10 protein-coding genes are annotated in these 14,189 nt (G+C 61.7%); all 10 read left to right on the top strand.

Annotated elements, in window-relative coordinates; translation table 11 throughout:
- Nucleotides 1-19 precede the first annotated feature (19 nt).
- The 10 genes from tagH (at nt 20) to tssC (ending at nt 14,068) form a co-directional block, all read left to right on the top strand.
- The gene (gene tagH, locus AVMA1855_RS09510) at nt 20-2,221 is read left to right on the top strand and encodes a type VI secretion system-associated FHA domain protein TagH (RefSeq protein ID WP_284425508.1); all 2,202 of its coding nucleotides are present in this window, start codon (nt 20-22) and stop codon (nt 2,219-2,221) included.
- Nucleotides 2,218-3,006, top strand: a complete 789-nt coding sequence (locus tag AVMA1855_RS09505; protein ID WP_272563866.1) for a PP2C family protein-serine/threonine phosphatase — start codon at nt 2,218-2,220, stop codon at nt 3,004-3,006. Before tagH ends, AVMA1855_RS09505 begins: the two co-directional genes overlap by 4 nt.
- A gap of 29 nt (nt 3,007-3,035) precedes the next feature.
- Nucleotides 3,036-3,605 (top strand): type VI secretion system lipoprotein TssJ, encoded by a 570-nt coding sequence (gene tssJ / locus AVMA1855_RS09500; RefSeq protein WP_284402179.1) that lies wholly within the window; start codon nt 3,036-3,038, stop codon nt 3,603-3,605.
- 5 nt (nt 3,606-3,610) lie between these two features.
- A complete protein-coding gene (gene tssK / locus AVMA1855_RS09495; protein WP_284402176.1) occupies nt 3,611-4,945 on the top strand; it encodes a type VI secretion system baseplate subunit TssK in 1,335 nt (444 codons plus the stop codon).
- Between the two features lie 8 nt (nt 4,946-4,953).
- Nucleotides 4,954-6,294, top strand: a complete 1,341-nt coding sequence (locus AVMA1855_RS09490) for a DotU family type VI secretion system protein (protein WP_284425507.1) — start codon at nt 4,954-4,956, stop codon at nt 6,292-6,294.
- 2 nt (nt 6,295-6,296) lie between these two features.
- On the top strand, nt 6,297-9,923 hold the full coding sequence (gene tssM, locus AVMA1855_RS09485; protein ID WP_284425506.1) for a type VI secretion system membrane subunit TssM: 3,627 nt from the start codon (nt 6,297-6,299) through the stop codon (nt 9,921-9,923).
- A complete protein-coding gene (gene tagF, locus AVMA1855_RS09480; RefSeq protein ID WP_349817098.1) occupies nt 9,905-10,618 on the top strand; it encodes a type VI secretion system-associated protein TagF in 714 nt (237 codons plus the stop codon). The genes tssM and tagF overlap by 19 nt, the downstream gene beginning before the upstream one ends.
- 74 nt (nt 10,619-10,692) lie before the next feature.
- Nucleotides 10,693-11,700, top strand: a complete 1,008-nt coding sequence (gene tssA / locus AVMA1855_RS09475) for a type VI secretion system protein TssA (protein WP_284425505.1) — start codon at nt 10,693-10,695, stop codon at nt 11,698-11,700.
- Between the two features lie 313 nt (nt 11,701-12,013).
- Complete coding sequence (gene tssB / locus AVMA1855_RS09470; RefSeq protein WP_272563859.1) at nt 12,014-12,553, top strand: type VI secretion system contractile sheath small subunit; 540 nt, start codon at nt 12,014-12,016, stop codon at nt 12,551-12,553.
- A gap of 18 nt (nt 12,554-12,571) precedes the next feature.
- Nucleotides 12,572-14,068: a type VI secretion system contractile sheath large subunit gene (tssC, locus tag AVMA1855_RS09465; protein WP_272563858.1), complete on the top strand. Its 1,497-nt coding sequence runs from the start codon at nt 12,572-12,574 to the stop codon at nt 14,066-14,068.
- Nucleotides 14,069-14,189 lie beyond the last annotated feature (121 nt).

Below are 14,189 nucleotides of genomic sequence, written 5' to 3'. Positions count from 1 at the left end.
GATCAGTCAGGCACCGTCCATGGATAAAGTCGAACTCAGAGTCGTTCAACAGGCCGATCTTGCAGTAGATCGGACTTGGTCTGCAGTTTTCGGCGTTGCCGGAGGCACCATCGGCCGAGGAGGGCAGAACAAGTTGGTGCTGCCCGACTCCGATGCCAGTGTGGCCCGCGTGCATGCGATGGTCCGCATGGAGTCCGAGGCGGCTTTCATCGCCAACCTGTGCGAGCGCCGCTCCATCACTGTGGCTGGACAAGAGGTACGCTCTGGTGAAGAGGTGCCGCTGGCAATCGGTGATGAAGTGGTCATTGGCCCTTATCGCTTGTACGCGTTGCTGCCAGGGCAAGCCTTGCCTGCACCAGCGGCGCAAGCTCTCGCGCCAACCGTCAAAGCAGACGTTGCGCCGGTCGCACCACTGCAGGCCCCCGCTGCCGCTCCGCAGGCGCCTGCAAGCGGCCTGCTGGAGGAGTTGCAAGCCCCGGCGGATGCGGGCGACAGCAATCCTTTTGCCATCCTGGGCCTGGTTTCAAATCCCATAGATGCATCCGCCGATGCAGAACGGCCGGCCGTGCCTGCGTTCATGGCGATGCCGCAAGAAGAGGCGGCCACTGCCGAGCTGCCTTCAGGTGTGGAAGCCGAGCCTCTGGTCTCCGATGCGTCTCGGGATGCCGGTTTGCAAGTGCCTCTAGTGCCGGCAGACCTATCTCCGACCGCCGGGGTTGCCACTGCGCCGCTGCCTTCCGGATGGGACGACACCCCATTGCCTCGGAGCGCGCCAGCAGTTGCGCATCGTGCACTGGTCATCCCGGACGATTTCGATCTGTTTGCACAGGACCCGAAGAAGCAGGCGCAAAAGGGCGACCCTTGGGCCGGAGGCTTGCAGACGAAGAGTCTGACGGACGTCGCCAATCTTCGCCATGACGAGTTGCTGAAAGCGTTGCCGGTCTCCGGACGCTTCGAGCATCAGATGGACAATCCTGCCCATACAGGCCTGCCCAAGGCGCTTGAACCCCGCAACGAGTTGGACCCGTTGCGTCTGTTCCAGCAGGACCGCGAAACGCCAGCCCTTCAAGACAATTCACTCGCAGTGCCTGGATGTGATCTATCGCAGGCTTTCAGCATGCCGAAGAGCGCGATTGCTGGAAGCGGTATGGACGAGCGTCTTCCTGTGGGGGCGTTGGGAATCGAGGCCATCAGCGTCGATGCGGCGGTGTCCTCCACGAAGGCCAAGGTCGCGCCTGTCGATCTGGCGATACCGGTACCGAACGAGCCTGTGGTAGCGCCTTTGCCAGGCCTTCGCAAGGTGGAAGGGCTGAACCTGGACAGCTTCGGAGGCGGAGTGCTTGCAGCGGATTCCGATTGGCTGCCTCCCATCGAGCCGTTGTCGCCAGTCTTGGAAAAAGGTTCAGTCCCGCCGGCCTTCTTGGAAGATCGGCCACGGCAATACCGGGAAGAAATCATGTCCTTTGCGGCACCTGTGGAGCCGCTTCCGCCATCCAATTTGCCTGCACCTGCACCTGCACCTGCACCTGCACCTGCACCTGCACTCTCGCCTTCGCCTTCGCCTTCTTCCGACTTTCCTGCACCGGCTACCTTGCCAGGACTGGCGGCCATGCCTCCCGCGGAGTTGAGCGCGTTGGTCACCGCTTTTCTGGATGGCGCCGGGGTGTTGCCGAAGAAACTGGAGCCCACGCTCACGCCGGAGTTCATGCGATCTTTTGGCGAGGCGTTCCGTGTCGCAGTGCAGGGAACCATTGACTTGCTGGCAGCCCGCTCCGAGATCAAGCGGGAGTTTCGCGCGGGCGTCACGGTGATCGCCTCCGGTGCCAACAACCCCTTGAAGTTCTTGCCCACGCCGGATGGCGTCATCATGCAGATGATTGGACAGAATTTTCCGGGGTTCATGCAGCCAGTTCCGGCCATGAAGGACGCCTACCAGGACCTGTGTGTGCACCAGTTGGCATTGATGGCCGGTATTCGGGCGGCCTATGCCGAGGCGCTGGCGCGCTTTGATCCGGTCGAGCTGGAAAAGCAGGCTGCTTCCATCGGCGGGGTGCTTGGAAAGGTTTCCTCCATCGGCCGCAAGGCGGCTTTGTGGGACGAATACAAGAAAAACTTTGATGCCATCCGCCGGGATGCGGAGGACGATCTCACCGCCTTTTCTGGCCAGGCTTTCCTGGAAGCCTATGAGAACGCGGAAGCCGCTGCAAAGGCCAAGTTGTGATTGCACATGTTGTTGGCGATCAGTATCGGTTCCGTCTCACCGCAGCGTCGCTCTCGGACAGGGGCTCGCGCGCGACCAATGACGATTTCCTGGGAATGGTGGATGTGGGAGGCCGCGGGTTTTGCTGCGCATTGGCCGATGGGGCTGGCGGCCACGGCCACGGCGGATTGGCTGCGCGGCTGACGGTCAACGCGGTTCTGGATGGCTTTCGCCACAACCCGCTGTTCGCGCCCGCAGGCCTGGCCTCGTTGATTTCGCTGGCCGAGCATACGGTCGCGGTGGAGCAACCGTTGTCGGTTTCTCGCCGACACATGAGTGCCACGGTGGTCCTGCTGTGCCTGGACTTGGCCAAAGGCCGTGCGCTCTGGGCGCATTGGGGCGATTCACGCCTGTATTGGTTCAGGGACCAGCGAGTGCATCGCATGACGGAAGACCACAGCGTGGTGCAGCAGCTGCTGCACGCGGGGGTCTATCGCAACGAGGACCCTCGGGATCTTCCGAACCGAAGCGTTCTTGCGGGCGCCATCGGGGCCGAGTCGCAGATTCCTCCCACAGTGCTTTCCAAGGCCGTCGATCTGGTTGCAGGAGATGCCTTCCTGCTGTGCTCGGATGGGCTTTGGGAAGGCATTCATGAAGACGATATGGAAGAGGCATTGCGGCTCAGCCAGAACCCGGAAGATTGGCTGGAGCACATGGAGGCCACGCTGCGTGCGCAGGGGAAGCCGCATCAGGACAACTTCAGCGCATTCGCCATTTGGGTGTCACCCAGTGAAGACGGGCTGTGAAAACAGTTCTACCAACAAAGGAATCGACGATGCTTGATCGGGTTTATGGATTGCGCCGTGCTTTGCTCGGAGGGGCCGTGGGTGTCGGTGTACTGGGCCTTGCCGGATGCGGTGTCATCAGTTCGATGAATCGCCCCCAGGAAGCCCCTACTGCCGTTCCGCCGGCCATTTTCGAAGTGGTCGCCGATGCCAAGCTCAATCCCGATGTGCATGGCGCTCCCAAGCCTATCTTGCTTCGGATGTACGAATTGCGTGCCACCGCGGCGTTCGACAAGGCCAGTTTTCTAGACCTGCAAGAAAAGGACGAAGCGCAACTGGCAAGCGACTTCGTGCGACGCGAAGAGTTTCTGGTGGTGCCCGGAGAGCGGCGCGTCTTCGAGCGCAAGGGAAGTGCCGAGGTCCGTGCCTTTGCATTTTTCGCGGGCTACCGTGACCTGGAGAAAAGCACTTGGCGCGCCACTGCGCCGGCACCCAATTCGGTGGAGATGCGCCGGCGCTGGTGGGGGCTGGGTGAGACCGAACGCCTGAAGCCCGTGCGATATCTGGTCACCGTCTCCCAGGACGCCGTCAAAGTTCAAATCCAAGAAAAAACGCAGTAACTATCATGGTCTGGCAGCGCAAGGTCGTATGGGCGGAGGGCATGTTCTTGCGCCCTCAGCATTTTCAGCAGCAAGATCGATTCACCGATTTTCTGGTGCAGGCACGCACGCTGCCCACGCAGTTCTTCTTCTGGGGGTTTTCGAGCCTCGTCCTGGATACGGAGCTTCTCGCGCTGGGCAAGATCGGCTTGATCTCTGCCGAAGGGGTGTTGCCGGACGGCACGCCTTTCAGCTTTCCCCATCACGACGAGCCTCCGCCCGCATTGAGCATCGGCAAAGACGTCAAAGACACGGTCATTCACCTGGCTTTGCCGATGCGCCGGCGCATGGCTGCTGAGGTGTCCCTGGGGTCAGAGCCGAGCGCGCTCGTGCGCTATGCCGCAGAAGTGATCGAAGTGGCGGATTCCAACGACGTCGGCGCGCAGGCGGCCGAGGTGCAGGTCGGACAGATCAAGCTCGCACTGCGTGCATCGCAGGACATTGCCGATGGCTGGGTCAGCCTGCCGTTGGTGCAGGTGGTGGAGCGCCGCGCAGATGGCTCGCTGCTGTTGGACCCCACCTTCATACCCACGGTCGTCACCAATGCCGACATGTCCAACCTCGCAGTGTTCTGCCGTGAGCTGTTTGGCCTGCTGCGCCAGCGTGGCGCAGCGTTGGAAGAGCGCTTGACCCAGCCGGGTCGTGGCGGCGTGGGGGAGGTCGGCGACTTCCTGATGCTCCAGTTCCTGAACCGCTGGGAGCCGGCGGTGGAACACTGGGTTCGGATCCGCGCCATCCATCCGGAGCGGCTGTTCGATGACCTTCTCAAAATGGCGGGCGAACTGGCCACTTTCACGCGCGACCAGCGGCGTCCTGCGCCCATGCCTGCCTATGACCATGACGATTTGCGAAGCTCTTTCCTGCCATTGATGCTGGAGCTGCGGCGTGGCCTGTCTTCGGTGCTGGAGCAAAACGCCATCCAGATCGAACTGCAGGAACGCCAGTATGGCGTGCATGTTGCACTGATCCCGAGCACCGAGCTCTTGACCAGTTGCGACTTCGTGTTGGCGGTGCATTCGCAGGCGACGGTGGAGTTTCTGCGGGCGCACTTTCCGACCCAGATCAAACTGGGCCCGGTGGAGCGCATTCGGGACTTGGTCAATCTGCATTTGCCTGGCGTCACTCTGCGGTCCCTGCCGGTCGCTCCCCGCGAAATTCCCTACCACGCCGGTTACTCGTATTTCGAGTTGGATACGGCGCACGACCTGTGGCGCCAACTTCAAAACTCCGGCGGCCTGGCCTTGCACGTCTCCGGCGAGTTTCCTGAACTGCAGCTTGAGATGTGGGCCATTCGCCGTTAAGAACCGATATGTCCATTCAAACCTCTGGCAATGTATTTGCCTTCGATACCGGCACCGGAACTGCCGCGCCTCGGGCTGGGGCCTCGGCACCCCAAGCCTCTGGCGGCGCGGTGCGCGAAACAGCGCTTCCAGATGTGGTCAGCGGCGGTAATCCGCTGGTGGCTGCCTCCAACACGCTGCTCAATCTGATCCCGCAGATCCGGGCCATGGCCACCAATGGCGACCCTGGTGGATTTCAGCAGTTTCTGCTGGAAAACATCCGGCAATTCGAAAGCCGGGCCGGCAACACCGGCGTGCCAATGGAGACCATCATCGGTGCCCGGTACTGCATCTGCACGGCGATCGACGAAGCGGCGGCGCAGACCCCTTGGGGTGGCTCGGGTGTCTGGCCCAAATACAGCCTGCTGGTCGCGTTGCACAACGAAACCTGGGGAGGCGAGAAGTTTTTCCAGTTGCTCTCCAAGCTGGTGCAGACGCCCAACCAGCACATCGACCTCATCGAGTTGATGTATTTCTGCCTGATGCTGGGTTTCGAAGGCCGGTACCACGTCGTCGAAAACGGCAAGAGCCAGTTGGAGAGCCTCAAGGCCCGTCTGCTTCAAGTCATCGAAGGGGCGAGGGGGGACCGCAGCGGCGCCTTGTCGCTGCATTGGCGTGGCGTTCAGCGCGCGGCGGTGCCGCCGTGGACCTTGATTCCCTTTTGGGTGGCGGCCGCAATGGCCTTGCTGATCGCGTTTCTGATCTTTCTCTGGTTCAACTACCGCCTCGCATCGCGATCCGACGATCTGTTCGCATCAATCAACGGTATCCGGCTTCCGCAGGCCCCTGCCGTCATCGCCGCTGCGCCCAAGCCCAGATTGCGCCAGTTCCTGGAGCCCGAAATTCGAGAGGGTCTGGTGGAGGTGAACGACCTGGCGGATCGAAGCATCATCATCCTGCGCGGCGATGGGTTGTTCGATGCCGGGGCCACGGTGGTCAAGCCTCGGTACGTCGGCGTGATCGAGCGCATTGCGGCTGCGTTGAACGAGGTGTCCGGGAAGGTCGTGGTCAATGGCTACACCGACAACTCTCCCATCCGCACCGCCCGGTTTCCTTCCAACTGGCATTTGTCCCAGGAGCGTGCGCAGGCTGTCACCACGATGCTGATGAAGAGCGTCTCCGACGGGCGCAGGTTGCATGCCGAAGGCCGTGCAGAAAGCGATCCGGTAGCGCCGAACACCACGCCGGAAGGCAGGGCGCTCAACCGCCGCGTGGAGATCGTTTTGCATGTTGCCCCGCAGACCCGTGACAGCGAGCTGCAACTCACCCCGGGTGCAAATCCCCAGGGCGGCGCCACCAATCAAAAATAAGCATGTTCCGCAAGATATTCGATTTCCTGTTCAACCGGTTCACGCTGGTCCTGCTGGGGCTGGTGCTCTTGAGCTTGGTCATCTGGTTCATCGGACCGCTCATCTACATCAAGCCATACCAACCCCTGGAAAGCCCTCAGGTCCGTGGCTGGTTGATCTTTGCGATCTTCGCGTTCTGGTTCTTGAAGCTTTTGGTCCAGTGGTGGCGTGCGAAGCAGATGAACGCTCGCCTGCTGTCCCAACTGGCCCGGTTCGGCACGGGTGACCGGCCGGCTGAAAAAGCCGGTCCAGGGGAAGAAGAAGTCGCCGAACTCGAAACCCGCTTCAAGGAAGCGATCAGCGTTTTGAGCAAGACGCGCTTTGGACAAACGGAACAAGGCTGGTTCGGACGGCTGAATCGCCGCTACATCTACCAGTTGCCCTGGTATCTGATCATCGGCTCGCCCGGCTCCGGCAAGACCACGGCGCTGGTCAATTCCGGTCTGGATTTTCCGCTGGAGGCGCAGTTCGGAAAGGCTTCGATTCGGGGCGTGGGTGGCACTCGCAATTGCGACTGGTGGTTCACCGATCAGGCGGTGCTTCTGGACACCGCAGGACGTTACACGACCCAGGAAAGCGATGAGACGCAAGACAAGGCCGCCTGGGGCGGATTCTTGTCTTTGCTGCGCCGATTCCGGGGGCGGCAGCCTGTCAATGGCGTGCTGGTCACGTTGAGTGTTCAGGAGTTGCTGAGCAGCACCGACGCGGAGCGTGAACGCCTTGCGCGGCTGATTGGTATGCGCCTGGGCGAGCTGTGCGAAGAGCTCGCCATCAAGTTCCCCGTGTATGTGCTGGTCACCAAGACCGACTTGCTGGCGGGGTTCAACGAGTTCTTCGGCAACATGACCCGCGAGGAGCGGGCCCAGGTCTGGGGCTTCACCAGCCCGTACAACGAAGGGGGTGTGCAAGAGGAACCGGCAGCCCGCTTCCGTGCTGAGTTCGACGAACTGGCGGGGCAGATCAACCGCCTCTTGCCGCAGCGCCTGCTTTCCGAGCCTGACTTGTCGCGACGGGGGCTGATCTACGGCCTTCCTCAGCAATTCGTCGGTTTGCGCGATGTGTTGCAGGAAACGCTTTCCACCATCTTCGCATCGTCCCGTTTCAAGGAAAAGCCGCTTTTCCGCGGCGTGTATTTCACCAGCGGAACGCAAGAGGGCATGCCGTTCGACCGGGTGCTTTCAGCACTCTCGCGCCGGTTCGCGGTTCCCTCGCCCGCAGGGGCTTCGGTAGGAGCCAAGAGCGGGAAAAGCTATTTCATTGAAACGCTGCTCAAAGGCGTGATGTTCAATGAAGCGGGTTTGACCGGCCGCAATGCCAAGAAAGAACGTCAGTTGCGCCTTGCCCAGGCCGGAGGGCTGATTGCCCTGGTTCTGGCCCTGGTCGGCGTGACCGTCGCATGGACCGTCAGCCACGACAACAACGTCGCCTACATCGGAGAAGTGAAAGACCGGGTTCCGGCACTCAAGCAGGCGGTCAACGACGCCCGCGACGCCGACCCGGAAGACATGGTGAGCTTGCTGCCGCTGTTGAACAATGCGGAGACCCTGGCCGTGAGCCAGCGCTACGAGGGCGACTCTGCCCCGTTGAGCTGGCGCCAGGGCCTGCTGCAGGTGCCCAAGGTCCAGACGGCTGCGGACGCCACCTACATGCGCCTGCTCGAAGATGCCTGGCTTCCGCGCCTGTCCCGGCATTTGCGCCGGTCACTGCAGCAGACGTCCACCAGCAACCCGGAGGCGAGCTTCGAAGCGCTGAAGGTCTACCTGATGCTGTACGAGCCCGAGCGCTTCAATCCCAAGGCCATCCGCGCATGGATGGTCAACGATTGGGAAACGTCTCTTCCGCCTGGCTTGGTGCAATCTGGCGTGGTCAACCAGTTGGCCCACCACCTCGACAATCTGATGCAGGACCGCGCGCTGGTGGCACCGGTGCCGATGGATCAGCAACTGGTGGCCGAAGTGCGCCAGCGGCTGGCCCAGATGTCACCAGCCCAACGGGCCTACAGCCGGCTCAAGCAACTGCTGCTGACGGGCAATTCCTTGCCGCCTGAATTCACGGTGGTTCGCGCCAGCGGGCCCGAGGCGCCGCAGGTATTCTCCCGCCGCAGTGGCCGTCCGCTGACCCAGGGTATTTCCGGCCTGTTCACCTATGACGGGTACTACGGGGCGTTCGCGCAGGAACTGCCCAAGGTCACGGCCTTGTTGTCCCAGGAGGAGAGCTGGGTGCTGGGCAAGGCCGATGGGCGGCGCAGCACGGCCAACGAAGTGCTGACCGGCCAGCTGGCGCTCGAGGTCAAGCGGCTTTACCTGATGGAGTACGCCAAGCTATGGGAGGACTTCCTGGCCGATGTGCGACCGGTGCGCATCGCCTCCCTCGATCAGGCGGGAGAGCAGGCTCGCCTGTACTCTGCCGCCAATTCCAGCCTGGAGCAGTTCATTCGCGCCGTCGCTAAGGAAACCACCCTTGGCCAGCGTCCGTCTGCAGGGGGAGGAACCAGCAGTTGGCTGGGAGAGAAAATCAACCGCATCAAGGAAGAGCAGGAGCAGTTGAGCCGCCTGACGGGCAAGCAGGTGAATGTGGGGGGGCTCACCTCCAGCGGTACGCTGGAGGCGGATCTGGTCGATTTCCGCTTCCGCGAATATCGGCGGCTGGCCACCTCGAACGGTTCGGGCCCTTCTCCCATGACTGCCAGCCTGCAGGTGCTGAACGAGGCGGCCGCAGTGATCGCATCGGCACGGCAGCAGGTCAGTGCCGGTGGAACGGTGCCGCCTTCGCTGTCCGCCACGCTGGAGCGGGTGCGCACGGAAGCCAAGCGCGTGCCGCCGCCCCTGAACGTCATGTACGAAGATCTGGCGGGAGCCACTTCGGCTTTCGTGGGGCGCGACGTGCGGGCCGCTGTGGGCGGAAATCTCAACGCCACGATCGGCGCCTTTTGCCGGCGCGCGATCCTGGGTCGCTATCCCTTCACGCGCAGCGCAGGCCGCGATGTGACGACGGATGACTTCGCCCGCCTGTTCTCCGTGGGCGGCACCATGGATGAATTTTTCCGGACTACGCTGCAGCCAATGGTCGATATCTCCACCAATCCCTGGAGCTTCAAGCAGGGTGTGGACGGTTCGCCCGTGGGCGGCTCTGCTGCGCTGGCTTCGTTCCAGCGTGCCTCCGTCATTCGGGATGTCTATTTCCGGGCCGGGGGCAAGGCGCCGTCGATCCGGCTGGACATCAAGCCCTTGGAGATGGATGCTGCCATCACGCAAATGGTGCTGGATGTTGATGGCGAAGTCCTGCGCTACCAGCATGGACCTCAGATTCCGAAGTCGGTGAACTGGCCGGGAGCTCGTGGCACGGGGCAGGTCCGGTTGCAATTGACCGGATCGGGGGCTGAAAACACTGGCTTGGTCACCGAGGGGCCCTGGGCATTGCACCGGTTCTTCGACCGGGCGCAGATTCTTCCCGGCAACGCACCCGAGCGCTTCATTGCCGCTTTCAACATCGACGGACGGCGCCTGCGATTCGAAATCACCACAGGCAGTGTGCTGAATCCTTTCCGTCTCAAAGCCATGGAGGAGTTCGAGTGTCCTGGCAACCTGTGAGTCAAGCATCGCCACAAGTGCAGTCCCGCATCTCCTGGTTTGGAAAGCTGCCGGGGCAGGGCGATTTCGTGGGACGCAGGATGCCCCGCGCCATCGGTGACGAATGGGACGCTTGGGTGAGCCGTGGGCTGGACCAACTGCGTGCGCAGGGACCCGGGCAATGGGAGCCTGGCTTTATTCAGTCGCCACTGTGGTTCTTCATTGCCAGCCTGGGCGGGAAGACCTTGCCAGTGTGCGGCGTGCTGGCCCCGAGTGCGGACCGCATCGGGCGGTGCTATCCCATCACGGCGGTGGCCATCGCCACCGATCGGACCAGCGCTTTGGTATCCGACCCGACGCTGGAGCGGTTCTTCTCTGGCACGCGGGACGCCATCATCGAGGCCCGCAGGCTGGCCCTGCCTGCGGAAGAACTGGATGCACGGCTTTCTTTGTTGCCATGGCCGTTTCACGCAGACAAGCCTGCACCAGCGGCTGCGCCTTCGATGGCGGGCATCCTGGCGGACCTGGGGCTGAGCCCATCGTCCGGTGGCGGCACCGTCAATGGCCGGCCCTGGAGCGCCGGGCGCGATATCTTGCGCTCGCAACAGGCGCGCAGCGTCTGGTGGTCCGATGCGGCGGGGGGCAGCGAAATGGTGGAGCACGGAGGTGCCTTCGATGGCCATCTGTTCTCTCGGCTTTTCAAAAAGGCTCCCTAGCCATGTCGGTGCCCTTCTTTCTTCTTTTATTGAGCCCGAGCGATCATCTTCGATGCGAACTGACAGGTATTTGAATGATCGATCTTGACGCCCTGCTGGCGCCCACCAGCGATGCCCCACCTTGCGGTGAGGACCTGACGTACGACGCCGAGTTTCTTGCCCTGGAAAACGCCGCGAATGGCAAGCCGGAGCAGCAGTTCGGCGAGACCGTGATCCCGGCGGAGCCGCCGGACTGGCGTGACGTGGAAAAGCGCTCCACGGCGCTCCTGTCTCGCACCAAAGACATCCGGGTGGTAGCGAAGCTGTCCCAAGCCCTGACCAACACGCAGGGCGTGCGCGGCATGTCCCAGGGTGTACAGCTGATGTCTGCCATGTTCAGCCAGCATTGGGATCACCTCCATCCGCTGCCGGAAGACGGCGATCACTTCATGCGGATGAATGCGGTGGCTTCGCTGAACGACGTCACCGGGCAACTGCGGGATCTTCGCCAACAGGATTTCTTGCGGTCTGCTGCGGGTGCGATCAATGTCCGGGATGCGGAGGCCCTGGCGCGCGGCACGGCAGCCGATGGCACCATCAAGATGTCGCTGGATCAATTGCGTGGTGCCGTGTTCGACGCCTGGCGGCAGGGCAACGAGACGCTCCGCGCATGGGTCGTGGCCAGCGAGGCTTTCGATTCGATGCAAGCCATCTTCCGCGATCGGCTCGACGCGGACCAACGACCCGATCTGGAGCAGATTCGCGGCGTGTTCAGCGTGCTTCGCGATCTGATTCCCAAGGATGCCGATGCTGCCGCGCCGGTGTCGGACACGGTGGAAGAGGCGGGAGCCGTACCTGCTGAAACGCTTGTGGCTGTCGCAGCCAACCAGGGATTTGCGCTGCGCACGCGGTCCGATGCCGTGTCGCGCCTGATGGAGATTGCTGAATTTCTGGAACGCACCGAGCCTACCAATCCTGCTCCCTTGCTGATCCGAAGGGCCGTGCGGCTGATGGGCCTGGATTTTCTGGACATTCTTCGCGAACTGTCTCCAGACAGCGTGGCCCAAGTGGAAAATATCACTGGGGTGAAGAGCCCTCTGTAAACGTTTTGTAGCATTTAGTCGCGAAGGGCTGGAGATACTTGCGGGACGGAGCGCAGTGCGGATACTGCAGCCTGTCCAAAGTTCCATTCATGGGTTTGAGCCTGGATCCGCGGACCCTCTCTGCGGTATGTTCCAGTAGCAGGGTAGTAATCCAGCCGACCAAGAACGGTGAGACGGCGCGCCCAAACAAATGGGTGTTCCATTTTGTTATGAATTTGTAAGTTGGTGTTGTTGCGAAGTCGTTGTAATTGCGATGCCTTCACAAGACCCTACGCTCACGTTTTATAAATCCTAGGAAAAGAGAAGTTACATCATGACACTGAGCAAAACGGGCAAGAGTGGTCAGAAATTCATCGCTCGCAATCGCGCGCCCCGGGTCCAGATCGAATACGACGTGGAAATCTACGGCTCTGAAAAGAAAGTGCAGATCCCGTTTGTGATGGGCGTGATGGCCGACTTGTCCGGCAAGCCTGTCGAAGCGTTGCCGGAGATTGCCGACCGCAAATTCCTGGAAATCGACATCGATAATTTCGATGCGCGGATGAAGTCCATCAAGCCCCGCGTCTCTTTCAACGTGCCCAATACCCTGACCGGCGATGGTCGCCTGCACATCGAACTCACGTTCGACAGCATGGAGGATTTTTCCCCCGCGGCCATCGCCCGCAAGGTCGGTGCGCTCAATTCCATGCTCGAGGCACGCACGCAGTTGCACAACCTGCTGTCGTACATGGACGGCAAGCAAGGGGCCGAAGAATTGATCAGCAAGGTCTTGAAGGATCCGGCATTGCTCAAATCGCTCGCCGCCATGCCCAAGCCGGCCGACAGCGCTGAACCATCGACGGACGTGAAATAAGCGAGGAGTGACCCGACCATGAACGCACGCCAAATGGAAGCGGCACCAGCCGCCCAGACACTCGAAGGCAACGAATTCGCTTCGCTGCTGCAAAAAGAATTCAAGCCCAAGACCGATCAGGCACGCGAGGCCGTCGAAGCCGCGGTACAGACCTTGGCGCAGCAGGCCCTGGCGGCCTCCGCGACGCTGTCAGATGACGCCTATCAAACGGTGCAGGCCATCATTGCGGAAATCGACCGCAAGCTGTCCGAGCAGGTGAACCAGATCATTCACCACAGCGAATTCCAGCAACTGGAAGGCGCATGGCGCGGTCTGCACCATCTGGTCCACAACACCGAAGTGGACGAGATGCTCAAGATCCGCGTGATGAACATCTCCAAGAAGGAACTGCATCGCAACATGCGGCGCTACAAGGGAGTGGGCTGGGATCAGAGCCCCATCTTCAAGAAGGTGTACGAAGAGGAATACGGTCAGTTCGGTGGCGAGCCCTTCGGCTGCCTGGTCGGCGACTACCACTTCGACCACAGCCCGACCGATGTGGAATTGCTGGGCGAACTGGCCAAGGTGTCCGCCGCGGCGCATTGCCCCTTCATTTCCGGCGCCTCGCCCGCCATGATGCAGATGGAATCCTGGCAGGAACTGGCCAATCCCCGCGACCTGACGAAGATCTTCACCAACACCGAGTACGCCGCCTGGCGCAGCCTGCGCGAGTCCGATGATTCGAAGTACATCGGCCTGGCCATGCCGCGTTTCCTGGCGCGCCTTCCCTACGGCGCCAAGACCAACCCGGTGGACGAATTCGATTTCGAAGAGGAAACCGCCAGCGGCGATCACAGCAAGTATTGCTGGGCCAACTCGGCCTATGCGATGGCCGTGAACATCAACCGCTCGTTCAAGTACTACGGCTGGTGCACGTCCATCCGCGGCGTCGAGTCCGGCGGTGCGGTGGACAACCTGCCTGCCCACACCTTCCCGACGGACGATGGTGGCGTGGACATGAAGTGCCCGACCGAAATCGCCATCAGCGACCGCCGCGAAGCGGAGCTCGCCAAGAACGGCTTCATGCCCCTGGTGCACCGCAAGAACTCCGATGTGGCCGCATTCATCGGTGCGCAGTCGCTGAACAAGCCGGCCGAGTACTATGACGCCGACGCCACGGCCAACGCCAATCTGTCCGCGCGCCTGCCTTACATGTTCGCCTGCTGCCGCTTTGCGCACTACCTCAAGTGCATCGTGCGCGACAAGATCGGCTCGTTCAAGGAGCGCTCCGACATGGAGCTGTGGCTGAACGACTGGATCATGAATTACGTCGATGGCGATCCAGCCAACTCGTCGCAGGAAACCAAGGCCCGCAAGCCGCTGGCGGCTGCCGAAGTGCAAGTGGAAGAGGTCGAGGGCAACCCGGGTTACTACACCTCCAAGTTCTTCCTGCGTCCGCACTACCAACTCGAAGGCCTGACTGTTTCGCTGCGCCTGGTTTCGAAGCTGCCGTCGGTCAAGCAAGCCGGCAACTGATCCAGCGCTCTTGCGACAGGCGTCGGGGGTCATGACTCCTACGCCTTTGGATTCACCACAGCGCTGACTTTCGATGGGCGCAGACCACGGGGTGCCTGACATGGCATCGGCCCTGGTCTCG

The sequence above is a fragment of the Acidovorax sp. SUPP1855 genome (assembly GCF_030158955.1).
In the GTDB taxonomy this organism is placed as follows: domain Bacteria; phylum Pseudomonadota; class Gammaproteobacteria; order Burkholderiales; family Burkholderiaceae_C; genus Paracidovorax.
This window is presented reverse-complemented; position numbering and strand designations above follow the sequence as displayed.